The sequence below is a fragment of the Skermanella rosea genome (assembly GCF_016806835.2).
Taxonomy (GTDB): Bacteria; Pseudomonadota; Alphaproteobacteria; order Azospirillales; family Azospirillaceae; genus Skermanella; species Skermanella rosea.
In genome coordinates, this window is sequence record NZ_CP086113.1 from 64,145 (window position 1) to 87,895 (window position 23,751).

Annotated in this window: 22 protein-coding genes and 2 pseudogenes; 10 read left to right on the top strand and 14 right to left on the bottom strand. The window is 68.8% G+C overall.

Features of this window, described 5'->3' with window-relative positions; genetic code table 11:
• The first annotated feature begins 11 nt into the window (after positions 1-11).
• The 3 genes from JL101_RS31630 to JL101_RS31640 all read left to right on the top strand — a co-directional run bounded on the left by JL101_RS31630 (position 12) and on the right by JL101_RS31640 (position 2,728).
• Complete coding sequence (locus JL101_RS31630) at positions 12-977, top strand: ABC transporter substrate-binding protein (RefSeq protein ID WP_203099397.1); 966 nt, start codon at positions 12-14, stop codon at positions 975-977.
• A gap of 34 nt (positions 978-1,011) precedes the next feature.
• A complete protein-coding gene (locus JL101_RS31635; protein ID WP_203099398.1) occupies positions 1,012-2,277 on the top strand; it encodes an amidase in 1,266 nt (421 codons plus the stop codon).
• Positions 2,278-2,392: 115 nt separating this feature from the next.
• Positions 2,393-2,728: a c-type cytochrome gene (locus tag JL101_RS31640; RefSeq protein ID WP_203099399.1), complete on the top strand. Its 336-nt coding sequence runs from the start codon at positions 2,393-2,395 to the stop codon at positions 2,726-2,728.
• 260 nt (positions 2,729-2,988) lie between these two features.
• Here the strand turns inward: JL101_RS31640 and JL101_RS31645 are convergent, their stop codons facing one another.
• The 5 genes from JL101_RS31645 to JL101_RS31665 form a co-directional block, all read right to left on the bottom strand.
• Entirely contained in the window at positions 2,989-3,378 is a 390-nt protein-coding gene (locus tag JL101_RS31645) for a type II toxin-antitoxin system VapC family toxin (protein ID WP_203099400.1), read from the bottom strand.
• Complete coding sequence (locus tag JL101_RS31650) at positions 3,365-3,640, bottom strand: AbrB/MazE/SpoVT family DNA-binding domain-containing protein (RefSeq protein ID WP_203099401.1); 276 nt, start codon at positions 3,638-3,640, stop codon at positions 3,365-3,367. The genes JL101_RS31645 and JL101_RS31650 overlap by 14 nt, the downstream gene beginning before the upstream one ends.
• A 142-nt stretch (positions 3,641-3,782) precedes the next feature.
• Entirely contained in the window at positions 3,783-4,544 is a 762-nt protein-coding gene (locus JL101_RS31655; RefSeq protein WP_203099402.1) for an ABC transporter ATP-binding protein, read from the bottom strand.
• Entirely contained in the window at positions 4,541-5,581 is a 1,041-nt protein-coding gene (locus tag JL101_RS31660) for a FecCD family ABC transporter permease (protein ID WP_407697460.1), read from the bottom strand. Before JL101_RS31660 ends, JL101_RS31655 begins: the two co-directional genes overlap by 4 nt.
• A complete protein-coding gene (locus tag JL101_RS31665; protein WP_203099403.1) occupies positions 5,578-6,603 on the bottom strand; it encodes an ABC transporter substrate-binding protein in 1,026 nt (341 codons plus the stop codon). The genes JL101_RS31660 and JL101_RS31665 overlap by 4 nt, the downstream gene beginning before the upstream one ends.
• 506 nt (positions 6,604-7,109) lie before the next feature.
• Between JL101_RS31665 and JL101_RS31670 the strand changes: the two are divergent.
• The 5 genes and pseudogenes from JL101_RS31670 to JL101_RS31685 form a co-directional block, all read left to right on the top strand.
• Positions 7,110-7,649: pseudogene (locus tag JL101_RS31670) on the top strand (phosphonate ABC transporter ATP-binding protein); the annotation flags it as partial.
• Positions 7,650-7,928: pseudogene (locus JL101_RS36855) on the top strand (PhnD/SsuA/transferrin family substrate-binding protein); the annotation flags it as partial.
• A gap of 15 nt (positions 7,929-7,943) precedes the next feature.
• A complete protein-coding gene (locus JL101_RS31675) occupies positions 7,944-8,519 on the top strand; it encodes an NAD(P)-dependent oxidoreductase (protein WP_203099404.1) in 576 nt (191 codons plus the stop codon).
• Positions 8,513-9,376, top strand: a complete 864-nt coding sequence (locus JL101_RS31680; protein ID WP_203099405.1) for a LysR family transcriptional regulator — start codon at positions 8,513-8,515, stop codon at positions 9,374-9,376. The genes JL101_RS31675 and JL101_RS31680 overlap by 7 nt, the downstream gene beginning before the upstream one ends.
• A gap of 507 nt (positions 9,377-9,883) precedes the next feature.
• Positions 9,884-11,611: a DEAD/DEAH box helicase gene (locus JL101_RS31685; RefSeq protein WP_203099406.1), complete on the top strand. Its 1,728-nt coding sequence runs from the start codon at positions 9,884-9,886 to the stop codon at positions 11,609-11,611.
• A gap of 212 nt (positions 11,612-11,823) precedes the next feature.
• Here the strand turns inward: JL101_RS31685 and tkt are convergent, their stop codons facing one another.
• The 9 genes from tkt to JL101_RS31730 all read right to left on the bottom strand — a co-directional run bounded on the left by tkt (position 11,824) and on the right by JL101_RS31730 (position 21,485).
• Positions 11,824-13,803, bottom strand: a complete 1,980-nt coding sequence (gene tkt, locus JL101_RS31690) for a transketolase (protein ID WP_203099407.1) — start codon at positions 13,801-13,803, stop codon at positions 11,824-11,826.
• A gap of 38 nt (positions 13,804-13,841) precedes the next feature.
• Positions 13,842-14,801: a D-2-hydroxyacid dehydrogenase gene (locus JL101_RS31695; protein ID WP_203099408.1), complete on the bottom strand. Its 960-nt coding sequence runs from the start codon at positions 14,799-14,801 to the stop codon at positions 13,842-13,844.
• A 69-nt stretch (positions 14,802-14,870) separates the two neighbouring features.
• Positions 14,871-15,758: an NAD(P)-dependent oxidoreductase gene (locus tag JL101_RS31700; RefSeq protein ID WP_203099409.1), complete on the bottom strand. Its 888-nt coding sequence runs from the start codon at positions 15,756-15,758 to the stop codon at positions 14,871-14,873.
• A 56-nt stretch (positions 15,759-15,814) separates the two neighbouring features.
• A complete protein-coding gene (locus JL101_RS31705; protein ID WP_203099410.1) occupies positions 15,815-17,074 on the bottom strand; it encodes a TRAP transporter large permease in 1,260 nt (419 codons plus the stop codon).
• A complete protein-coding gene (locus JL101_RS31710) occupies positions 17,071-17,631 on the bottom strand; it encodes a TRAP transporter small permease (protein ID WP_203099411.1) in 561 nt (186 codons plus the stop codon). The genes JL101_RS31705 and JL101_RS31710 overlap by 4 nt, the downstream gene beginning before the upstream one ends.
• A complete protein-coding gene (locus tag JL101_RS31715) occupies positions 17,631-18,608 on the bottom strand; it encodes a TRAP transporter substrate-binding protein (RefSeq protein WP_203099412.1) in 978 nt (325 codons plus the stop codon). The genes JL101_RS31710 and JL101_RS31715 overlap by 1 nt, the downstream gene beginning before the upstream one ends.
• Before the next feature lie 155 nt (positions 18,609-18,763).
• Positions 18,764-19,792: a transketolase family protein gene (locus JL101_RS31720; RefSeq protein WP_228435612.1), complete on the bottom strand. Its 1,029-nt coding sequence runs from the start codon at positions 19,790-19,792 to the stop codon at positions 18,764-18,766.
• Entirely contained in the window at positions 19,789-20,634 is an 846-nt protein-coding gene (locus tag JL101_RS31725; RefSeq protein ID WP_203099414.1) for a transketolase, read from the bottom strand. The genes JL101_RS31720 and JL101_RS31725 overlap by 4 nt, the downstream gene beginning before the upstream one ends.
• A 101-nt stretch (positions 20,635-20,735) precedes the next feature.
• Positions 20,736-21,485, bottom strand: a complete 750-nt coding sequence (locus JL101_RS31730; RefSeq protein WP_203099415.1) for an SDR family NAD(P)-dependent oxidoreductase — start codon at positions 21,483-21,485, stop codon at positions 20,736-20,738.
• Positions 21,486-21,682: 197 nt separating this feature from the next.
• Between JL101_RS31730 and gcvA the strand changes: the two genes are divergently transcribed.
• Positions 21,683-22,624, top strand: coding sequence for a transcriptional regulator GcvA (gene gcvA, locus JL101_RS31735; RefSeq protein WP_203099416.1), 942 nt, complete (start codon positions 21,683-21,685; stop codon positions 22,622-22,624).
• 237 nt (positions 22,625-22,861) lie between these two features.
• Positions 22,862-23,746 (top strand): phytanoyl-CoA dioxygenase family protein, encoded by an 885-nt coding sequence (locus JL101_RS31740; protein WP_203099417.1) that lies wholly within the window; start codon positions 22,862-22,864, stop codon positions 23,744-23,746.
• The last annotated feature ends 5 nt before the right edge of the window (positions 23,747-23,751 follow it).

The window sequence follows — 23,751 nt, forward strand, 5'->3', positions numbered from 1 at the left end:
CGGAGTTGGACATGAAGAAACTCGTCGCAGCCCTGGCATCCGCCGCCCTGCTGTCGTTCACCGCCCCGGCGCTGGCGCAGGGCGGCGCCAAGACGGACGTCACCATCTCGCAGGCGTTCCAGTCGCTCCTCTACCTGCCCCTCTATGTCGGCATGGAAAAAGGCTTCTTCGCCGAGGAAGGTCTGAACGTCACCAAGGAGACGGCAGGCTCCGGGCCTACCGCGCTCAATTCGGTGATCGCCGGCAGCGCTGATTTCTCGCTGCACGGGCCGGAATGGACCGCCATCGCCTTCGAGAAGGGCGCTCCGGTCAAGACCATAGCCAACGTGGTCAACGGCGCCGCCGTCTGGATCCTGGCCGACGCGGATTTCGACTACAAGGGTCCCGAGAGCTTCGCCGACCAGACCGTGGTCGCCGGAATGATGCCGACCACCAGCACGTCCCTGTTCCTCAAGCTCCTGAAGGAGAGCGGCGTCTCCCAGGAGTCCGTCCGCATGACCCAGGTCCAGATCGGCGCCGAGCCGGCGCCCTTCATCGGCGGCCAGGCGCCGTTGGCCGTGATGTACGAGCCGGGCGTCGACCAGGCGGTGGCCCAGGGCAAGAAGGTGGTCTATTCCTTCCCGAAGGAATACGGCGCCTATGCCTTCTCCACCATCATGGCGCGCAGCAACGTCGATGCCGGCAAGGCCCAGGCTTTCGTCAACGGCCTTCAGAAGGCGCTGGCCATGATCCAGCAGGACCCGCAGGAGGCAGCACGGATCGCCCAGGGCCAGTTCCCCAACCTCGATCAGAAGGTCGTCGCCGCGGCGGTCGAGCGGATGGTCGAGGAAGGCGTCTACGCCCCCAGCGTTGACATCACCGAGGACGGGATGAGCACCAGCCTCGGCGTGCAGATCGCGCTGGGGAACCTGGGATCGCAGCCGGAGTTCGAGCAGTTCGTGGACAAGCGGTTCATCACCAAGGCGCTTTCCCGATGAGCCTTCATGAAGCCATTCGCCCGGGAGCAGGACAGTGACGGCATTCCCATCCACCCTTCGGCGGATCGCGGGCGGCGGTGCCGGCGACGCGGTGTCCGCGGCGCTGGCGGAAGCGGCCCGCCTCGACGGCCGGCTCCACGCCTTCGCCCACCTGCCGGGCGAGGCTACGGCGCAGGCCGGCGGCCCGCTCGCCGGGGTGCCGGTCGCGGTCAAGGACATCATCGATACCGCGGACATGCCGACCGGCTACGGCTCGCGGATCGATCCCGATTTCCGGCCGGCGGCCGACGCCTGGATCGTCGAGCGGATCCGGCGCCTCGGCGGCACCGTGATCGGCAAGACGGTCACGACGGAGTTCGCCTGGCGCAACCCCGGCCCGACCGTCAATCCGCACGACGAGTCCCGGACGCCGGGCGGCTCCTCCAGCGGGTCGGCGGCGGCGGTCGCGGCGGGCATCGTCCCGCTGGCGATCGGCACCCAGACCATCGGCTCGGTGATCCGGCCGGCCGCCTTCTGCGGCGTGGTTGGTTTCAAGCCGAGCTTCGGCGCGATCCCGAGGACCGGCGTCCATCCGCTGGCGTGGTCGCTCGACCATGTCGGGCTGTTCACCCCGTCGGTCGCGGACGCGGCCTACGCCCTCGGGCATTTCGCGGCGGCGGACCCGTCCGACCCCCACGGCATGGTCCCGGACGGCCTGGGCGGCGACGCTTCCGCCCTGCCGGCGCCGCGTATCGCGGTGATCGATCCGCCGGCATGGGATCGGGTCGGTCCCGACCAGCGGGCCGCCCGCGACCGGGCGGCCGAAGCCCTGGCGGCGGCCGGCGCCATCGTCGAGACGGTCAAGCTGGACGGTGCGTACGGCAGGACCCTGGACGACATCATGACCGTGCTGAGGGTGGAGGCCAGGCATATCTTCCGGGACCGCGTCGAGCGGTTTCCCGACCGGACCAGCCGTCATCTCCAGAACCTGGTCAACGATGGGCGGGGCATCGACGCGGAAACCTATGTCGGGGCGCTGGGGCGGCAGAAGAGCCTGCGGCACGGCATGGCCTCCCATTTCGACGGGTTCGACGCCGTCCTGACCGTTCCCGCCACGGGCGAAGCCCCGAAGGGACTGGACGACACCGGCGACCCGGCGCTCTGCGCGCCCTGGACCTTCATCGGCGCCCCGGCGATCACCCTGCCCTGCGTCAGGGGGCCGAACGGCATGCCGCTCGGCATCCAGCTGGTGGCGCCCTGGCGGCGGGATGCCCGCCTTCTGGCTGTCGCCGCCTTCGCCGAGCGCGCCCTGGCATCCTGAGGTCCGGCAGGTTTCCTGATCCAGGTTAATGCGGCCAGGGCGGCGGCGTGCCATCACCGGCCTGTGGGAGGGGACGCGCGGCGACGCCGTCCGTGACCTTCATGAGGGGCACCAGATGGCCGGATCATCGTGGAAGGCCGCGTTACTGCTGGGCGCGGCGGCAGTCGTCTTCGCCACCGCCGGAAGCCAGGCGCGGAGCGGCGATCCCGCCGCCGGCGAGCGCCTGGCCGAACGGTGGTGCTCGTCCTGCCACGTCGTCTCGGGAGCCGGGACCGACGCGGTCCCGAGCCTGGAGGGGATCGCCAGGGGCATTCCCTCCGGCCAGGGAGAGCCGGCCACCGCCCGGGTGAGGCGGTGGCTGGCCGATCCGCACCCGCCGATGCCGAACCTGTCCCTGTCGGATGCCGAGATCGCCGACGTCGTGGCCTATCTCGAAACCCTGGCGCGCTGAGCCGGCCGCAGCCGCTTCACGCCGGGCGGCACCGGTCGATTGAATTTCGACCGCGGAATCCAGATCAGGTGCACGGTCCCCGGGGCCGCAGGCCATGGCGTACCCTGGAATGGGTGGACTGGTTCAACACCCGGCGCCTGCTCGACTACATCGGCAGTATTCCGCCCGCCGAAGCCGAAGCACGCTACTATACTCAAACCGGGGACGTCGCCAGGACTGCGTGGCTCAACCAAATCGGCCTCCGATAAACCCGGCGCGGGTCAAACCTCCCGGACTTCCGCGTGGCCCGCGGCCCGCGCCGCTTTCACGAATTTCCGGTCGAAGGTGGCGAAGCCCTCGCAGTGCGTGGATTTCCCGAGATGCAGCGCATCGGCGAAATCCATTCTCCGTTCCGCATGGTCGAGCGCTTCGGCAACCATTTCCGCATCCTCGACGGTGACCGTCGGCAGACCGCCGAAGGCCCGCAACGCCCGCGCGACTTCGGCGGGGCGATAACCATAGGCGCTGCGCAGCACCCATTCGACTTCGAGCATCACGGTCACGGCGGCGAAGACGCCCCCTCCGTCGACAAGCGCCCGGGCACGGGCGGATTGCTCCGGGTGGTCGCCGGTCAGGTACCGGACGATCACATTGGTATCAATCGCGATCATGACGGCGGCGGGCCTCGGACAGCACACCGGCCTCCATGTCTTCCAGGGATTTCGGCTCGCCGTCGAAGGGCAGGATACCGAACACCTCGTCGGGCCGCGTCGCCGCGAAAGCCGGGGCACGTTTCAGCAGGACGCCGTCCGGTGTTTCCTCGACGATCAGCCGGGTGCCCACATCCCATTCCCGCCGCTGGCGGATGGCTTTCGGGAGGATGACTTGTCCTTTGGTCGAGACGGTCGTGATCAGCTTTTCAGCTTGCGCCATGGGCTCACACTCGAGAGGTAAGATGAAAGTAAGATATTCCTCGTGCCGTCGAGACTCAAGACCGCGCTGCCGTCGCGTCCCGGCCGAAAGGCGGTCGGCGCGGTTACCGGTACATCCTCGCCGATGCGTTCAAGGCCATGCCTCAACGCAGATAGTGGATATGGGGCCGCGCGGAGTGGGCGGTCAGCTCGATGCGCGCCTCGACCGAGAAGACGTTCCTCAGCAGGTCCTCGGTCAGCACGTCGGCCGGGTGTCCGGACGCGACGACCCTGCCCTGCCTCAGGACGGCCAGCCTGTCGCAGAACATGGCGGCGTGGTTGAGATCGTGAAGCGCGATGATGCTGGTGACCGGGAGACCGGATACGAGCCTGAGGAGGCCGATCTGGTGCTGGATGTCGAGGTGGTTGGTCGGCTCGTCCAGGATCAGCTCCTGGGGCGTCTGCGCAAGGGCCCTCGCGATGTGGGCGCGCTGCTTCTCGCCGCCCGACAGGCTTTGCCAGGAGTCGTTGCGTTTCTCCGTCATGCCGGCCTTCGCCAGCGCGTCCTCGACCGCCTCCTCGTCGGCCGATGACCAGCCCGAGAACATGGAACGGTGCGGGAACCGGCCGAGCTTCACGACGTCGACGACCTTCAGGTTGGCGTTCGTCGTCGCGTGCTGCTCGACGAAGGCGACGCGCCGGGCGATCGACTGGCGCGAGATCGCCCGGACATCCTTCCGGTCGAGCATGACCCGACCGGAATGCGGCCGCTTCAGCCCGGCAAGCAGGCGCAGGAGGGAGGTCTTGCCGGACCCGTTCGGCCCGATCAGGCCGAGCATCTCGCCCGGTTCGGCCTCCAGGGAGACCGCATCCAGCACGGTCTTGCCGCCGATCCTCCAGGTAAGCTGTTCGGCCTTGATGCTCATGACGCGCGCTGGAACCGGTAGAGGATGAGCGAGAAGAAGGGCACGCCGACCAGGGCCGTGACGACGCCGACCGGCAGCGTCTGCTGCGGGATCAGGACCCGCGAAGCGATGTCCGCCAGCACCATGAAGATCGCTCCGGCGATCGCGCAGGCCGGCAGCAGCCGGATATGCGTGGGTCCCACGAAGAAACGCGCCGCATGCGGCACGACCAGGCCGACGAAACCGATCGAGCCGACCATGCTGACGATGGTGGCCGTCATCAGCGCGGTCAGGGCGAAGAGCGTGATCCGCGCGCGACCGACATCGACCCCGAGCGCCGACGCCGCCTCGTCGCCGAAGGCGAAGGCATCGAGGACCCGCGCGGCGGTCAGGCACGCCGCAAGTCCGAGGCCGACGACGATGGAGACCAGCATGAACTCGGGCCAGCGCACGCCGCCGAAACTGCCGAGCAGCCAGAACATCACGTCGCGCGCCTGCTGCGCATTGCCCGAGGTCGTGACGATGTAGGACGTGGCGGCGTTGAAGAGCTGCGATGCGGCGACGCCGGCCAGGATCGTGCGGTCGGCGCCGCCGCGCGTGCCGTTCGACAGCAGCGCGACGAAGAGGAAGGCCGCGAAGGCTCCGGCGAAGGCGCCCGCCGACAGCGACAAGGCTCCGGACCCGATGCCGAGGATGACGATCGCGACGGCGCCGGAGGAGGCGCCGGCCGAAATCCCGAGGACATAGGGTTCGGCGAGCGGATTGCGCAGGAGCGACTGCATGATCGCCCCCGACAGCGCCAGGCCGGCGCCGCAGAAGGCTGCGACCAGCGCCCGGCTGAGCCTGTAATCCCAGATCACGGTCTCGTGGATGCGGCTCAGTTCGACCGTCGTCCATCCCAGCCGGTTGGTCACGGCGGACCAGGTCGTGGAGAGGGGGATCGGCAGGTCGCCGATGCCCACGCTGATTCCGACGACGAGGGCGATGGCCAGCAGGGAGGCCAGGAACGTGCCTCCCAGGACGGTCAACCGGCCGACGATGCGCTGCGTTCCGGTCACTTCACCAGACCGAGCGTCTTCAATTGCCCGGCCACCTGCTCGGCCCCATAGAGGGTGCGGACGGTCGGGTTCATCGCCTGGCCGTCCATGACGACCATCGCCTTGTTCTTCACCGCGGGCATCTGGCTGACGGCCGGATCGGTGGTCAGGAACTTGATCTTGGCTTCCGACTTGTCGAGCTCCCACCGGTTGCGGTCGAGGCTGGCGACGACGATGACATCGGGATTGGCGGCCATGATGCCCTCCCAGCCGAGCGTCGGCCATTCGGCCTCCGTCGTGATGGCGTTGGTGCCGCCGAGCAGATCGACGATGAAGCCGGACGCACCGTTCTTGCCGCCGAGAAAGGCGTCGGCGGCCGGCGACGGGCTCGAGAACCAGAAGACGTAGGAAAGCTTCCGGTCGGCTTTCGGGACGACGGCGCGGAGCGCCATCTCGCGCGCCTTGAAATCGGCGATCAGCGCCTGGCCGCGGTCGGCGACGTCGAAGATCCGCGAGAGTTCGTCGATCTCCTTGTAGAGCAGGTCTATGCTCCAGAGTTGCGCGCGGCTGCCGTAAACGTCCTTGGCACCTTGGGTATCGAGGCATGTGCTGGGCGACAGGTAGGTCGGGACGCCGACCTTGTCGAAGTCCCCGCGCTTGGCGACCTTGCTGTTCGGGCCGAGCAGGCTGGGCAGCGCCGCCGCGACGAAATCCGGGTCTTCGGCGAGGATGGATTCGAAGGTCGGGAACTCGACGGTCAGGAGCTTGACCTTCGCGTTGGCCTCGGCAAGCTGGGGCAGGACCGCGCTGGGCCAGAAGGCGGTTCCGACCATCCTGTCCTGAAGGCCGAGGAGCAAGAGGATCTCGGCGCTGTTCTGGCCGAGGCCGATCACCCGCGCCGGAGCCTTCCGGAAGGTGACCTGCGTCCCGCAGTTCTCGATGGTCAGCGGATAGCGCGTCGGCTCGGCCGAGGAGGGGGTCGCGCCAAGGCTGACCAGAGCAAACAGGCCGGATACGGTCAGGAGTGATTTCAAGAGGTTCATGGGAGCGTCCTAAGCCGGGTGGTCTTCTCGGTTGGTCGAGGATGGTCCGCTCGCTGCCGTGGGCCGACCGGTCGCGCCCGACGACGGCCCGATGTCCGAAGAAGCCGCGGAGCGTTCCAGGGGCATCCCCGGACCCTCGGCCCCGCCGTCACGAGGTGCCTTCGGGCGGTCCGCCTGCGCGCGCGCATCCAATAATGCGAATGCGTCTCAAGAACAAGGTGTTTCTATCCGCCGGCTTGCCGCGAGCCGTCCCGATGACGCGGGTCCGTCGGCTGGAGGACGTTTCCACCCCGGCACCGACGGCTTGTCGCGCGTGTTTCCCGTTTTCGGGCAGTGCCGCCGATCGCACGCTCCCGCACGGTCCGAACCCGGAAGACACCGTGCCTGTGCCGGTCGTCGCGGCGGCCCTGCCCGACCGGCAAGAAAGCTTCTTCGACACTTCACGGCAACGTCATCCGCAATCGAACCGTGGTTTCCTGCTGGAAACCACGGTTCGATTGCAAAGGATGATCGAGGAAGCCATGCTTCACATCACCGGGATGGGGGTGACCTATCCGAACGGCGTGCAGGCGCTGAAGCCGATCACGCTCGCTTTCCGGCCCGGCGAGTTCGTCGTCCTGCTCGGCCGGTCGGGTGCCGGCAAGTCCACGCTCCTGCGCTGCCTGAACGGCCTGGTGGCACCGACCGAGGGAGAGGTCCGGGTCGACGGCCTCGGCCGGCTGTCCGAGCCCGGCGTGCTTCGGCGCCACCGCCGGCGGACCGGCATGGTGTTCCAGCACCACCACCTGATCGGCCGCCTTGCCGCGCTGTCCAACGTGCTGACCGGCCGGCTCGGCTATCATTCGCCGTGACGCACGCTGCTGCCGCTGCCGCGGGCGGACCGGCTGGTGGCGCTGGAATGCCTGGATCGCGTCGGGCTCAAGGACCGTGCCCTGACCCGGGTCGACGAGTTGAGCGGCGGACAGCGCCAGCGAGTCGGCGTCGCCCGGGCGCTGGCCCAGGAACCGGCGCTGATCCTCGCCGACGAGCCGGTGGCCAGCCTCGACAGCAAGCCGATCTTCGAAAGCATGGTCAACCGCGGGCTGGTGAGCCGCGACAAGGTGGCGGTGATCACCGAGTCCGCCCCGTTCCCGCAATATCCCTGGACCATGCGCTCGGACCTGGAACCTGGGCTGAAGCAGCGCATCCGGGCCGCCTTCCTGGACCTGAAGGACCCCGCCGTGTTGAAGCCCTTCAAGGCCGACGGCTTCGCGCCGATCGCCGATGGGGACTATGACGTCGTCCGCGAACTGGCGACGCTCCTCGGCCTCGACCTGACCCAGTAGCGGCAAGCCGCAGGGATGGGCGCGATCGGGCGTGCCATCGCCGGGCGGCTCGCCGGGTTCGGCGCCGACCTCGTCTTCTGGGACCGCCGGCCGGCCGACGCCGCGGCCGGGATTGCGCCGGGACTGCGCCGGCTGGACCGGGCCGACCTGTTCGCCACCTCCGACATCCTGGTGGTGGCGCTCCCGTTGACCGACGGGACGCTGCACCTGATCGACCGAGCCGCCCTGGCGACGGTCAAGCCCGGCGCCCTGCTGGTCAATCCGGCGCGCGGCAGCGTGGTAGACGAGGCGGCGGTCGCCGACGCGCTGGCCGCCGGGCACCTGGGCGGCTACGCCGCCGACGTGTTCGAGATGGAAGACTGGGCCCGCCCCGACCGCCCGCGCGGGGTCGACCCGCGGCTGCTCGCCGACCGCGACCGCACGCTGTTCACGCCCCACCCGGGATCGGCGGTCGGCCGGGTCCGCCTGGCCATCGAGCGCGAGGCCGCGGCGAACATCATCGACGTGCTGGAGGGCCGGGCGCCGCGCGGTGCCGTCAACCGGCCCGACGCGGCGGCCCTGGGTCTCCGGGCCGGGACGGCGGGATGCTGAACCTCTGGCACGTCGCCGCCTTCCTGGCGGTGGTCGAGACCGGCAGCTTCCACGAGGCGTCGCGGCGGCTCGGCGTCGCCCAGCCGACCGTGTCCCTGCATGTCAGGAGCCTGGAGGAGGCGCTGGGTGCGACGCTGATCGTCCGCGGCCGGGCGCGCAGCATCCCCAGCATCGACGGCTGCCGGTTCCTGCCCTATGCCCGCAGCCTGATGGCGGTGGCCGAACGGGCGCGCCTCACGATCGCCGGGCGGGATGTCGGCATCGGCGCCAGCAGCAACATCGGCATCTACCTGCTTCAGCCGCACCTGAAGCGCATCGCGGAGCTGGAGGGCGGCAGGGTCCGGTTCGAGCTCGGGATCGGCCCCAATCCCGACATCGTCGCCAAGCTGGAAGCGGGCGAGATCGACATCGCGGTCCTGGAATGGTGGGACGACCGCCCCGGGTTCGTGGCCCGGCGCTGGCGGCGCGAACGGCTGGTCATCATCGTGTCGCCGGACCATGCCTGGGCCGGCCGCGCCGGCGTCACGGTGGAGGAACTGGCGACCCAGCCGCTGCTGGGCGGCGAGCCCGGCACCGGGACCGGCACGCTGCTGCGCCGGGCGCTGGGCGACGCGGCCGGGCTGCTGCGCGTGGACCGGGCGCTGGGCAGCACCGAGGCGGTCAAGCACGCGGTCAGGGCCGGGCTCGGCGTGTCGCTGGTGGCCGAGAGCTCGGTGGCCGAGGAGGTGCGGCACGGCACGCTGGCGGCCGTCTGCCTGGACGGCGTCACGCTGGAGAAGGACCTCCAGGTCGTGCTGCCGGCGGCACTGCCGGACAGTTCGGCCCCCGCGCGCATCGCCGGCCTGCTGCTCGCCTGAAGGGGCGGCATCAGGCTCCGGGGCGATCCGGATCCGGCACCTCGACGAAGCGGATCGTGCCATTTCGGCACCCTGTCGATTTGGTTCGAGAATGAGGTTGATGCAGCGGCTTTTCGAAAGCGTGTGGCGGCGATCAGAACCTGAACCTCGACCAGCACGCTTGGCCCACCATCCCTGCGCATCGGCCATCGCAAGGCCGAACCATCCGCCACATGCTGGAGCACGAATCCGGAGCCTGACTTCCGCCGGATGCCGCAGGGCTCGGCGTCACCAGGATCCCGGGCGGCCATGGGACGGCAGCCGGTCAGGCCCTGGCCGCGTGGTTGCACGGTTTGATACCGAACTGCCGCTGCTGCATTCTTTTGCTGATCGCCGCGATCCGTTCGCCATCGCGCTGTTGGACTAGCCGCCGCCCTGTGTGACGAGCAGTCCCGGTCCTTCCTTGACTGGCCTGAAGCGTGACACGGATATCTGTCAATCACCCTGTCTGGAGCTCACCTGCCCGCTATGCCATTCCCATCTCTCGACCCCGCGTTGCTGGAAGCCCTGTCCGCGCGTGGCTATGCCGAGCCGACGGCGGTGCAGGCCGCAGTGCTGCAGCCGGAGGCCCTTGGGCGCGACCTGCTGGTCTCGGCCCAGACCGGTTCGGGCAAGACAGTCGCCTACGGCCTGGGCGCGGCCCCGGATCTCCTCGACCCGGACAGGGGCGACGGAAGATCCCGTCCGCCCCGCATGCTGGTGATTGCGCCGACACGGGAGCTGGCGTTGCAGGTCGGCGGCGAACTGGAATGGCTGTATGCCCGGCTCGGGTTCCGGATCGTCACCTGCGTCGGAGGCACCGACATGCGCCGGGAACGTCGCGCCCTGGCTGACGGCGCCGACGTGGTGGTCGGAACACCGGGACGGCTGCGCGATCACCTGGAGCGGGACGGCCTGGATGCAACCGCTTTGCGGGTAGTGGTGCTCGACGAGGCCGACGAGATGCTGGACCTCGGCTTCCGCGAGGACCTCGAGGCTATTCTCGACGAGACGCCGCCGGAGCGCCGCACCCTGCTGTTCTCCGCCACCGTGCCGCGGGGCATCGCAGCCCTGGCCAAGCGGTACCAGCGCAACGCGTTGCGGATCGAGGCGACCGCGGGCGGCGAGCCGCACGGCGACATCGAGTACCGTGCCATGCTCGCGGCACCGCTGGAAACCGAGCGCGCCCTGGTCAACGTGCTGCGTTATTTCGAGGCCCGAGGCACGCTGGTGTTCTGCGCTACCCGTGAGGCGGTGGCGCGGCTTCAGGGCAATCTGCTGGAGCGGGGCTTCTCGGCGGTGGCTTTGTCGGGGGAACTCGGCCAGGCGGAACGCACCCGGGCGCTGCAGTCGCTGCGCGACGGCCGGGCGCGGGTCTGCGTGGCGACCGACGTGGCGGCGCGCGGCATCGACCTGCCGGACCTTGGCTTGGTGGTTCACGCCGACCTGCCGCGCGACCCGGCAACGCTGCTGCATCGAAGCGGGCGCACGGGTCGGGCCGGCCGCAAGGGAACCTGCGTCCTGCTCGTGCCGCACACGCGACGCCGGGCCGCCGAACGCCTCCTCAGGGAAGCTGGTGTGCAAGCCGCCTGGTCCGCCCCGCCGGCCGCCGAGGAGGTGCTGGCACGCGACCGCGAGCGGCTGGAGCGCGAAGCGATATCCCTCGCCGCCGAGGACGTGTCGGAAGACGATCTCGCCGTGGCCAGGACCCTGCTGGCGGAACGCGATCCCGAGCGCATCGCGGCCGCCCTGGTGCGCGCATTACGCGCGCCGCTGCCCGCCGCCGAGGAGCTCTCGGCGGGCGCTGACGGCGGGGATCGGCGCGACCGGTCCGAGCGACCGCAAGACGGCGGGAGCAATGAAGATTATGCCCGGTTCCGGATCAACATCGGCCGGGCAGGCAATGCCGACCCGCGTTGGCTGCTGCCGTTCCTGTGCCGTCGGGGGCACGTGACCCGCAAAGAGATCGGCCGCATCCGCGTGTTCGACCGCGAAACCGAGTTCGAGGTGACCAGCAGCGCGGCCGCCCGGTTCATCGCGGCGATCCGGCGCAAGCCATCCGGGCCGGACGGGCGGGACGGCGACGACGGCGAGATCCGGATCGAGCCGGTGCGCGATGGAGGTCCGCGCCGCAACGCGAGCGCTCGCCAGCGCGATCGTGGCCCGATACCGCCGAAGCGCCCAAGCCGGGCTCCGGCACCGGCCCGGGGCGCGTGACGCCTCGGACTGCTGGTACCCGGTCTGTTCGTGAACTGAGTGTCTGTTCAGCAATGAACGGCTGTGCAGCGACGATTTCGAAGTCCGGCCGTCTTGCCGCACCAGGACTGCTATCCGCCGGACACTGTATGAACGCCGAAAAGGTCGTGCGCCGAAGCCGGGTCGCCTTGCGGAAGCCGCGCAGGTGACCGGCCGGCCGCCACGGGCGCCCCCTACAGGCGCGCCCTGACCTCGGCCGCGACCCGCTCCGGCGTGATGCCGAAATGGTCGTAGAGGTCCGGCACCGAGCCGGAGGCGCCGAAGCCGTCCATGCCCACGAACCCGCCATCCTCGCCGACATAGCGGTCCCAGCCCTGGCGCACGGCCGCCTCGACGGCCACCCGCACCGTGCCGCGATCGATGACCCGGGCCCGATAGGCCGCGTCCTGCAGGTCGAACAGCTCCCAGCACGGCATCGAGACCACGGCCGTCGGAACGCCCTCGGCCTGGAGCGCCGCGCGGGCCTTCAGGGCGATGGATACCTCCGAGCCGGTCGCCAGGATCGTCGCCCGCCGGGCGCCGCCCTCGGCCTCGGCGAGGACATAGGCGCCCCGGCTCGACCGGTTCCCGTCCGATCCGTCGGTACGCACCGCTTCGAGCGGCTGACGCGGGAACATCAGCGAGCAGGGACCCGTGCGATGGTTCATGGCGATCTCCCAGCACTCGACCGCCTCGACGGCGTCCGCGGGGCGCAGCACCAGCATGTTGGGCATCGCGCGGAACGAGGCGAGGAACTCGACCGGCTGGTGGGTCGGCCCGTTGGTGCCGACGCCGATCGAGTCGTGGCTGAAGACATACTTCACCGGCAGGCCCATCAACGCCGACATCCGCATCGGGGCGCGGTTGTAGTCCGAGAAGACCAGGTAGGTCACCCCGACCGGCACCACCCCGCCATGCGACGCCATGCCGTTCAGCATGGAGGCCATCACGTGCTCGCGCACGCCGTAATGGACGTAGCGGCCGCTCCGGTCGTCCGCGGTGAAGGCGGAAAGCCGCCGCTTGTGCAGGGTGGCGCCTTCGAGGTCGGGTGCCCCCGACACCAGTTCGGGGATCGCCTCGGCCAGGAGGTCGACGATGTCGCCCGAGATCTTGTAGCCGTGGTCGACGTGCCGGGTCTCCGCGGCCCGCCGCTTGTAGGCCAGCAACGCCGTCTCCCAGCCTTCCGGCAGGCGCCCCTCGCGGAGACGGTCGAAGTCGCGGCGCTTTTGCGGGTCCAGGGCCGCGACCCGGCCCTGCCAGGCCTCGTACTCGGGCTCGCTCCGGCGCCCGGCTTCCCGCCAGGCCGACAGGATGGCGTCGGGAATCTCGAACGGCGCATGGGGCCACCCGAGATGCTGCCTCGCGGCATCGGTGTCCTCCTTGAAGACACGGCCGCCGTGGGCGGCCCGCTGTCCCTGGACCCGGGGTATTCCCCGCCCGATCGTGGTGTTGCAAGCGATCATCGACGGCCGGGGGTCCGCCTTGGCCCGGGCGATCGCGGAGGATACCGCCTCCGGATCATGCCCGTCGACCTCCTGGACATGCCAGTTGCTGGCGCGGAAGCGCGCGGCCATGTCGTCGGAGAGGGCGAGACCGATATCGCCGTCGTCGGTGATCCGGTTGTCGTCCCACAGGAAAGTCAGCTTGCCGAGCCGCAGGTGTCCGGCCAGCGAGACCACCTCCTGGCCGACGCCCTCGTGGAGGCAGCCGTCGCCGACCAGCGCGTAGGTATGGTGGTCCACGATGCCCGGGCCGAACCACCGGTTCAGGATGGCTTCGGCCAGGGCCATGCCGGCGGCGTTGGCGATGCCCTGGCCGAGCAGGCCGGTCGTGACCTCGATGCCCGCGGCCGGGTCGTATTCCGGGTGGCCGGCGCAGTGGGACCCGAGGACGCGGAAGCGCTTGATCTCGTCCAGGCCGATCTTCCCGTAGCCGGTCAGGTAGAGCAGCGAATAGAGGAGCATGGAGCCGTGGCCGTTCGACTGCACGAAGCGGTCGCGGTCGAACCAGAGCGGGTCGCGCGCATTGAACTTGAGATGGCGCGTGAAGAGCGCCGTGGTGATGTCGGCGGCCCCGAGCGGGGTGCCGGGATGGCCCTCGCCGGCACGCTCGATCGCGTCCATGGACAGGAAGCGAATCGCGTTGGCCATCAGGCGGGGATCGACGCTGGTCATGGCGGCGGGTCCTTCTTGGCGGTTCGGTGACGGATTTCTCACGTGACCAGGTTCCGGGGCTGTCCGGCGACGAAGGCTTCGATGCAGGCGGTGACCTGGTCGGCGACCTCCTGCCGGGCTTCCCGGCTCGCCCATCCGACATGGGGCGTCAGGATGAAGTCGGGCCGCTTCGCCAGCCGCATGAACGGATGGTCCGCCGGGGGAGGTTCGACCGAGACCGCGTCGACGGCGGCGCCGGCGATCTGGCCGCTCTCCAGCGCCTGCACCAGGTCCGCCTCGACGATCAGCCCCCCGCGCGCCGTATTCACGACGATGGGCCGGCGCCGCATCCGGGCGAACTCGGCCGCGCCCAGCAGATCCCTCGTCCGCGGAGTGAGCGGGCAATGGAGGGTCAGCACGTCGCTCCGCTCCAGGACCTCCTCGAACGGCGTGTAGAGCGGCCCCATGCCGGTGCTGCCCTTGTGCGCGGAGAACAGCACATGCATGCCGAAGGCCCGGCCGAGGGCTGCGACCGCCTGGCCGATCGCGCCTTCGCCGACGATGCCGAGCGTGGAGCCGTGGAGATCCCGGATCGGATGGTCGAGCAGGGTGAACTGGGCCGCGCGCTGCCACGCTCCGGACGCCACGGACTCCCGATACGCCATCAGGGACCGGCGGAGCGCGAGGATCAGGGAAAAGGTATGCTCCGGGACCGTATGGACCGCGTAGGCCTGCACGTTGGAGACCGGGATCCCGCGCCGGCGGCAGGCGGCCAGGTCGACATTGTCGGTACCGGTCGCCGCCACCGCGACGAACTTGAGGTTCGGGAGCTGATCCAGCACCGGCTCCCGCAGGGGGACCTTGTTGACGATCAGGATGCTCGCCTCGCGGGCGCGTTCGAGCACCTGGTCGGGAGTGGTCTTGCCGTGGACCTCCCAGCCATGGCTGAAGGAGGGGCGGCGCATCGTCACCTCGGGACCGAGGGTTTCATGATCAAGGAAGACGATAGTCTCGGACATGGTCTGGCCTTTCTGGGCTGCTGCGCGGCCGGCGGATGGGGCCGTGGGGTTTGCGGCGTCGGCGTGCCGCTACCGGGAACCGCCGGTTCCGTTCATCGCATGGTATGTGCGGATCACCTGGCTGTCGTCGGCACCGCCCTCGCCGCGCCCGGACGTGGCGAGGAACAGCTGGTGGGCGACGGCCGCCAGCGGCAGCGCCACCTTGGCGTCGCGGCCCGCCTCGAGCACGATCCCGAGGTCCTTGACGAAGATGTCGACGGCGCTCGTGATTTCCGGATCGGCCTCGAGCATGCGCGGACCGCGATCCTTCAGCATCCAGCTCGAAGCCGAGGATCCGCCCATGATCTCCAGCAGGATGTTCAGGTCGACCCCCTTCCGGACGGCCAGCGCGAAGGCTTCGGCCACCACGGCGATGTGGACGCCGCAGAGCAGCTGGTTGACGGTCTTGACCGTCGCCCCCTGCCCCGGCTCCTCGCCGACGTGGTAGACCTTGTCCCCGAGCGCCTCGAGGATCGGCCTGACCTTCTCGAACACCGACCGGGGCGCCGCCGCCATGATCGTGAGCGTCGCCCCCACGGCGCCGACGACGCCGCCCGAGACCGGGGAGTCGACGAAACTCCGTCCCGTCTCTTCGACGCGCCGGGCGAGGCCGGCCACCTCGCCCGGCGGGCAGGTCGCCATCAGGACGACGATCCCGTCCGATGCCACCCCGCCCAGCGCGCCGTCCGCGAACAGCACCGTTTCGGCTTGAGCCGCGTTCACGACCATCAGGACAAGGGCGTCGGCACCCCGCGCCGCCTCCGCGGCCGTGCCGGCGCCGGTGCCACCGGCCCGCTCCAGGGCGGAGACGGACTCCGCCCGAAGGTCGAACCCTCGCACGACATAGCCCGCCCTCAGCAGGTTGGTGGCCATGGGCAGGCCCATGGATCCAAGGCCGATGAATCCTATGGTCGTCATGTCGAACCCTCCCGGTCGGTTTCTTGTCAGAGTTTCGGATACGGCGCCTCTCGGCGTCAGTACAGCGTGAAGGCCGGCACGTAGGACACCAGGCCCAGGACCACGAGGGCCACGAGGTAGAAGGGCCAGAGCTCCCGGACGATGGCGCCGATCGGCTCGCGCGCTATCGCGGCCGAGATGAACAGCGTCGTCCCGATCGGCGGCGTGAACAGACCGATGCTGAGATTGACCGCCATCATGATGCCGAGCTGGATGACGTCCATGCCGATCGCCGAGCCGACGGCGACGAAGGTCGGGCCCAGAAGCAGGATCGCGGCCGGAAGGTCCAGGAACATGCCGACCACGAGCATGATCACGTTCATGGCCAGGATGATCAGCCACCAATCCTGCAGGACGTTCTGGGCATACTGCGCCACGGCGTTGGGAATGGCCTCCGTGATCAGCACATAGCCGACCAGGTTGGACGCGGCGATGACCAGCATGACGACGCCCGTGGTGACGACCGTCCCGACCAGGGCGCCGTAGACCCGCCCGATCGTCAGGTCGCGGTAGATCAGCAGGCTGACCAGCAGGGCGTATGCCACCGCGATCACGCTGACCTCGGTCGGCGTCGCGATGCCGAAGCGCAGCAGGACCAGGATGAACACCGGCATCAGCAGCGCCGGCAGCGCCGTGAGGAAGGCGCCCAGGATGTCCCGTCCGGTGATCCGCTCGGTCAGCAGCGGGAATTTCCGGACACGTCCGCTGACGTAGCAGACCAGCATCATGCCGAAGGCCAGAAGCAGGCCCGGCAGGATGCCGGCCAGGAACAGCGAGGCGATCGACGCGTTGGAGACCGCGGCGAAGAGGATCAGCGGGATCGAGGGCGGGATCAGTCCCGCTATCACGGCGGAGGACGCGGTCGTGGCGGCGCCGAAGGCGGCCGGATAGCCTTCGCGCTTCTGCCAGGGGATCAGCATGGTTCCCAGGGCCGAAGCCTCGGCGACCGCCGAGCCCGAGACCCCGCCGAAGATGGTGGAGCCGACGACCGTGACCTGCGTCAGGCCGCCGGGGAAACGCCCGACCAGCGTGGCCGCGAAGCGGACCAGCTTCTGGCCGAGCGTCCCGCTCATCATGAGGGCGCCGGACAGGATGAAGAACGGGATGGCGAGCAGCGGGAAGCTCTGGGTCGGCTGGAACAGCTTCACGACGGCGATGACGGTCGGCACGGCGCCGAGCGTCATGACGGCGGCGCCGGAGCTGATGACCAGGGCGTAGCCGACCGGGAACGCCAGCAGCAGCAGGACGGCGAAGACCGCGACCATAACCAGTGTCATAGTTCTTCCTCCGCGACATGGGCCCGTACCGAGCGCGGATCCTCGACCAGGAGAAGCCGCCCGAAGGTGGTGACGGCGGTCAGGCCGACGCCGATGAACCCGACGATGAGCGAGAGATAGGCCCAGCGCGCGGAGATCCCCGTGACCGGGTAGACCTCGCTCCCGGTGATCTCGATGACGGCGAGGCCGATATAGGCCAGGTAGAAGAAGGTGGCCGCCACGACGACCTGCATGGCCAGCAGGAGCAGCCGGGCTCCGCGGCGCCCCAGCATGTCCAGGACCAGCGTGACGGAGATGTGCGCCCCGCGCTGCGCGGCCAGGACGATCCCGGCCATGACCAGCCAGGGGAAGAGGAGGTTCGGCATCTCCGACGGCCACCCCAGCCCCTGGGTCGTCAGGTAGCGGACGACGACCTCGGCCATGAGCGACAGGAACAGGGATACCAGTGCCCCGATGGCGATGACGGTGGCGGCGACGGCGATGACCGTGTCCGCCCCCTGGATGATGGAGGCGGGCAAGCCCGCCCCCGTCATCTCCCGTTCATGGAGGACTTCCATCACTGCTTCGCCGCGGCGGCTTCTTTTTGGACCAGGGCCACCAGGTCCGGGAACTGCGCCTGCCATTTGTCGTAGACGGGCTTCGTCTTCGCGACGAAAGCGGCCGGGTCCACGGTGTTGAACTTGACGCCGGCCTTCTCCATCTCGCCGCGCAGTTCGGCGTCCGCCTTCCGCGACAGCTCCCGGTTCAGCTTGCCCGCCTCGGCCGCGGCGTCGAGCACCGCCTGCTGGTCGGCCTTGGGCAGGGTGCCGAAGACGACCGCGCTGGCGAACAGCGGCGTCGCCTCGTACTTGTGGGCGGTCAGGGAGATGAACTTCTGGACCTCGTGCAGCTTCGAGGACCAGATGTTCATCAGCGGGTTCTCCTGGCCGTCCACCACGCCCTGCTGGAGCGCTATGTACAGTTCGGAGAAGGCCATCGGCGTCGGATTGGCGCCGAGCGCCTTGAAGATGTCCACCGTCATGGGGTCGGGGGGCGTGCGGACCTTGACGCCGGCCAGATCCTCGGGCTTCTCGATCGGGCGCACGTTGTTGCTGGTGTGCCGGATGCCGTTGTCCCAGAGGGCGAGCAGGACCAGCCCCTTCGCCTTGGCATCGGCGGCGAGCTGCTCGCCGACCGGCCCGTCCAGCACCTTCCAGGCCTGCGGAAGCTCCTGGAACAGGAAAGGCAGGCCCAGCACGGCGAACTGCGGGATCACGCCGGAGGTCGAACCCTGGGAGTTGGCGCTGAAGGCCAGGGTTCCCAGGCGCATGTTGGTCAGCGCCTCGACGTCGTCACCGTACTGGGCGCTGCCGCCGACCTCGATCTTGACGCGGCCCTCGGTCTTCTGGGCCACCAGTTCCGCGAATTTCAGGGATGCTTCCGCCTTGGGGTTGCCCGGCGCCGCGTTATGGGCGAGACGCAGGACCTGCTGTGCCCAGGCCGGGGCCGCCACGAGGGTGGCGCCGACTGCCAGCGCCGCAAGTAACCGTTTCATCGTTTCCTCCAGTTATTGGTCGTTGGGGTCGCGTTATGGGTCGTGGGGTCGCGCGGGAAATCGGATCGGGATCTGCCAGGCACCCCGCGCGCGATGCCTGCTCCGGCACCCTGATGCCGGTCGTCGGAACGGGTTCGCCGGTCGTGCGGCCCGGCCTAGAGCCAGCCCTTGATGCTGGCGGACACGGCCTCGGCCGAGATGCCGTAGCGGTCGTGCAGGGTGGGAAGCGCGCCGGCGAGCAGGAACTCGTCCGGCAGGCCGATGTGCCTGAACTTCGGCGCCACTCCGGAGCGGAGCAGCAGGCCGGCGACCGCCTCGCCCAGGCCGCCGATGACGGTATGGTTCTCGGCGACCACCACCATCCGGCCGGTACGGGCTGATTCCCGCAGGATCGTCTCCGCGTCCAGCGGCTTGATCGTCGGGACGTGCAGCACCGCCACGTCCACCTTGTCGGCCTCCAGCGACTTGGCGACTTCCAGGGCGCGCATGGTCATGATGCCGGAGGAGATGACGAGCACGTCGGTGCCGTCGCGCAGCATCTTCGCCTTGCCCAGTTCGAACCGGTAGCCGTACTCATCGAGCACCAGCGGCACGTGTCCGCGCAGCAGGCGCATGTAGACGGGACCCTGGTGAGCGACCATCGCGGGCACCATCTGCTCGGTGTCGAGCGCGTCGCAGGGGTCGAGCACGGTCATGTTCGGCATGGCGCGGAACAGCGCCAGATCCTCGGCGGCCTGGTGGCTCGGCCCGTAGCCGGAGGTCAGGCCCGGCAGGGCGCAGGCCAGCTTGACGTTGAGGTTTTCCTCGGCGATGGTCTGGTGGATGAAGTCGTAGGCCCGGCGCGAGGCGAACACCGCGTAGGTGGTGGCGAAGGGCACGAAGCCCTCGTGCGCCATGCCGGCCGCGGCACCCATCAGAAGCTGCTCGGCCATGCCCATCTGGTAGTAGCGGTCGGGGTGGGCCTTCGCGAAGACGTGCAGGTCGGTGTACTTGCCCAGGTCGGCGGTCATGCCGACGATCTCCGGCCGGCTTTCGGCCAGCTCGGCCAGGGCGTGGCCGAACGGTGCCGGCTTCGTGCGCTGGCCCTCGGCGGCGATCGAGGCGATCATCGCCGAGGTCTTCAGGCGCGGCTTGGGACTCGCGCCCTCGTTGGTGTCGACGTTGGTATTGGTGGTGCTGGTCATGCCGTCCTCCCGGCCTCGAGGGCTTCGAGGGCCATCTGCCATTCGTGCTCATCCACGCGGATGAAGTGGTTCTTCTCGCGGGCTTCCAGGAACGGGACGCCCCGGCCCATGCGGGTGTCGCAGACGATCATGCGGGGCTTCGGCTCGGCATGGTCGCGGGCTGCGTCGAACGCCGCGCGGACGGCCTCTATGTCGTTGCCGTCCACCCGCTGGACGAACCAGCCGAAGGCCTGCAGCTTGTCGACCAGCGGCTCGAAGGCCATGACCTGGGTCGAGGGGCCGTCGGCCTGCTGGTTGTTGACGTCGATGATCCCGATCAGGTTGTCGAGCTTCCAGTGGGCCGCCGACATGATCGCTTCCCAGACCGATCCCTCGTCCAGCTCGCCGTCGGAGAACAGGGTATAGACGCGGGACGGCGAGCCCTTGCGCTTCAATCCCAGGCACATGCCGACGCCGATCGACAGCCCCAACCCCAGCGAGCCGCCGGACATCTCCATGCCGGGCGTGTAGGCGGCCATGCCGGACATGGGCAGGCGGCTGCCGTCGCTGCCGTAGGTCTCCAGCTCCTCCTCCGGCACGATGCCGGCCTCTATCAGCGCCGCGTAGAGGGCGATGGCGTAGTGTCCGTTCGACAGCAGGAAGCGGTCGCGCCCTTCCCATTCCGGATCTTCCGGGCGGTAACGCATGGCGTGGAAGTACGCCGTGGCCAGCACGTCGGCGATGTCGAGCGCCTGGCCGATATAGCCCTGGCCCTGGACCTCGCCCATCAGCAGCGCGTTGCGGCGGATGCGGTAGGCGCGCTCGGCCAGGTCGACATTGTGTCCCAGCGGATTGGTCTGCATGTTTTTCTCCAGCGTCCTCGGTGTCACGGCGCGGTCGGGCTCGTGACGCGTGGGTGGCGGCACTCGGACCGAAGGGCGGCCGTGCGGGACGGCCACTCCCGTCAGTGGATCAGCATGCCGCCGTTGACGTCGATGGTGGCGCCGGTGATGTACGAGGACAGGTCGGACGCCAGGAACAGGCAGGCCCGCGCCACGTCTTCCGCGTCGCCGAGGCGGTTGAGCGGTATGCCCTTGAGGATCTCGGCCTTCAACTCGCCGGTGAGCTTGCCGCCGGTGATATCGGTCTGGATCAGACCGGGCGTCACCGAGTTCACGCGGACATTGTCCGGTCCCAGTTCGCGGGCCATCGCCTTGGCGAGCCCGAGGGCCCCGGCCTTGGCGGCGCTGTAGTGAGGTCCGCCGAAGATGCCGCCGCCGCGCTGGGCCGACACAGACGACATGCAGACGATGGAGCCAGAGCGTTGCCTGCGCATGTGCGGGACCGCCGCCTGGCTCATGTAGAGGGTGCCCCGCAGATTGACGTCGAGCACCGCGTCGTAGTTCTCGGGAGCGATGTCCATGAACTTCAGCGGCTGCGTGATGCCGGCGTTGTTGATCAGCACGTCGACCCGGCCGAACTCGCCGACCACGCGCTCGATGGCGGCTGCGCAGGCTTCCCTGTCGGTCACGTCGCAGGCGATGCCCCGGTGGGCTTCGCCCAGTTCCGACGCGGCCGCCGCGGCCTGCTCCTGGTTCAAGTCGAGAATGATCGAGCGTCCGCCATGCAGGGCGAACAGTTTGGCGGTTGCCCGGCCGATACCCCGCGCCGAAGCCGCGCCGGTGACGACGCAAACCTTGTTTGCGAGAAGCATTCCCTCACCTCTTTTAGATTGTTCTACAGGGCGATCAAGTCGAACTACGACTCGCACCAATCCACACCATGATCTTGATGCGCCGTCTGCTGTAGTTGCCCAGTGTCGCTGTGGTGAGCTGAATCTAATTGGTTGAGGTAATGTGCTCAAATGAATAAAATGGGCTATTGTTGAATTCAGTTCATGTGAATACGGCAATGCAAAACAGGCTGTCGATCAAGTCGATTCAAGCGTTTGAGGCTGCCGCGAGGCTCGGTTCGTTCGCTGCCGCAGCAGATGAACTGGCCGTTACGCCTTCGGCGGTAAGCCATCAGATAAAGCTCCTGGAGGAGCAGCTCGGGGTCCCGCTTTTCCATCGGGTCCATCGCGCGGTGGTCCTGACCGAGGCCGGGCAGCACCTCGCGACGGAGGTCATCGCCGCATTCTCCCGCATCGATGCCGCCACCCGCACCGTCGCGGTCGCCGGGACGGGCGCCGTCCTGACCGTCCATTCCACGCCGAGCTTCGCCTCGCAGTGGCTGATGAGAAGACTGGCCCGGTTCGGCGAAACGCATCCCGGCATCGATATCCGCCTGAACGCCTCCATGCTGCCCGTTACCCTGAACCAGGGTACGGTGGACGTCGACATCCGCTATAATCCCGGCACCGCCGCCGCCGGCGCCGTCATGGTCCCCTTTCCGGACGACACGATCGTGCCGCTGTGCTCGCCCTCCCTGGCGAACGGGATCAAACCGATCCGGCGCCCGGCCGACCTTGCCAACCATACCCTGATCCATTCCGAGATCACGATCCTGAGCTGGCGCGACTGGGGCCGGCGCCATCGCAGGGTGAGGCTCGACATGGAGCGGGGCCCCCGGTTCGACCGCTCCTTCATGGCCATCACCGCCGCCGTCGACGGGCTCGGAGTCTGCCTGGACAGCCTGCTGCTTGCCGAGCAGGAGATCCGGAGCGGAAAACTGATCGTCCCCTTCCCGGGCGACTGCATGAAGGCCCAAGGCCACGGCTTCGTGACGCTGCGCACGAAGACGGACCTGCCGAAAATCCGAAGCTTCAGGGAATGGCTCTTCGCCGAACTGGGCAGGACACTGGACTGGGCGGAGCGCTTCGTCGAGAACGGGATGTCGAATCCCGTGCCCTGACCATCGCGGGCGGGCGGCAGCAAACGCGGCCCCGTGGCTGCTCCCGGCGCCGAAGGGCCGGTCATCGGCAAGCTTCCTCGGGACTGTTTTCCGAACTGCGGGAACGGTGATGCGCAATCCACCTTGCCAGTCCGGATGATTGCTTTATGATAACGTTACCAAAAAATGGTCTCATCGAACTGCGACATCATCAAGGCGGCGCGGGGATGCCGCGCCGGTTTTCGGCAGGGAGGAACGATGATTTCGGAAACGGATATCCGCTCCTACGCGGAGAACGGCTTCCTCGTGGTCCAGAACGTGCTGTCCGCGCAGGAGGTCGCGGCCCTGCGCGCGGTGACGGACGAGTTCATCGCCCGCTCGCGCGAGGTCAGCAGTCACGACGCCGTCTATGACCTGGAACCGGGCCATAGCGCGGCCGAGCCGCGGGTGCGCCGGATCAAGACACCGCACCTGCAGCATGAGGTCTATGACGGCATCGCCCGTCATCCCCGCATCCTCGAGATCCTGCGGAAGCTGGTCAGCCCGGCGATCCGCTTCGACACGTCCAAGCTCAACGTAAAGGCGGCGAACTACGGTGCCGCGGTCGAATGGCACCAGGACTGGGCCTTCTATCCCCATACCAACGACGATCTCGCCGCGGTCGGCGTCATGATGGACGACTGCGAGGTGGAGAACGGACCGCTCCTGTGCATTCCCGGAAGCCACCGCGGGCCGGTGCTCGACCATCATTCGGACGGCGAGTTCTGCGGCGCCATCGATCCGTCGGAGTCGGACATCGATTTCGGCGCGGCGGTCCCGCTGACCGGCCCGGCGGGAAGCGTCAGCATCCACCATGTCCGGACGATCCACGGCTCGGCCACGAACGTCTCGTCCAAGCCGCGCCGCCTGCTGCTCTTCCAGTACCGCGCCGCCGACGCCTGGCCGCTGGTCGGCTCCCAGCAGCCGTCCTGGCAGGAGTGGCAGGCGTTGATGCTGTGCGGCGACGACCCCTCGGTGACCCCGCGGTCGACCGCCGTGCCGGTCCGCCTGCCGCTGCCGCCATCGCGTCATCAGGGCTCCATCTACGAAAATCAGCGGACCTTGAAGAACGCCTATTTCACCAGGTCCAAGGCGGCCGTCTGACCGGC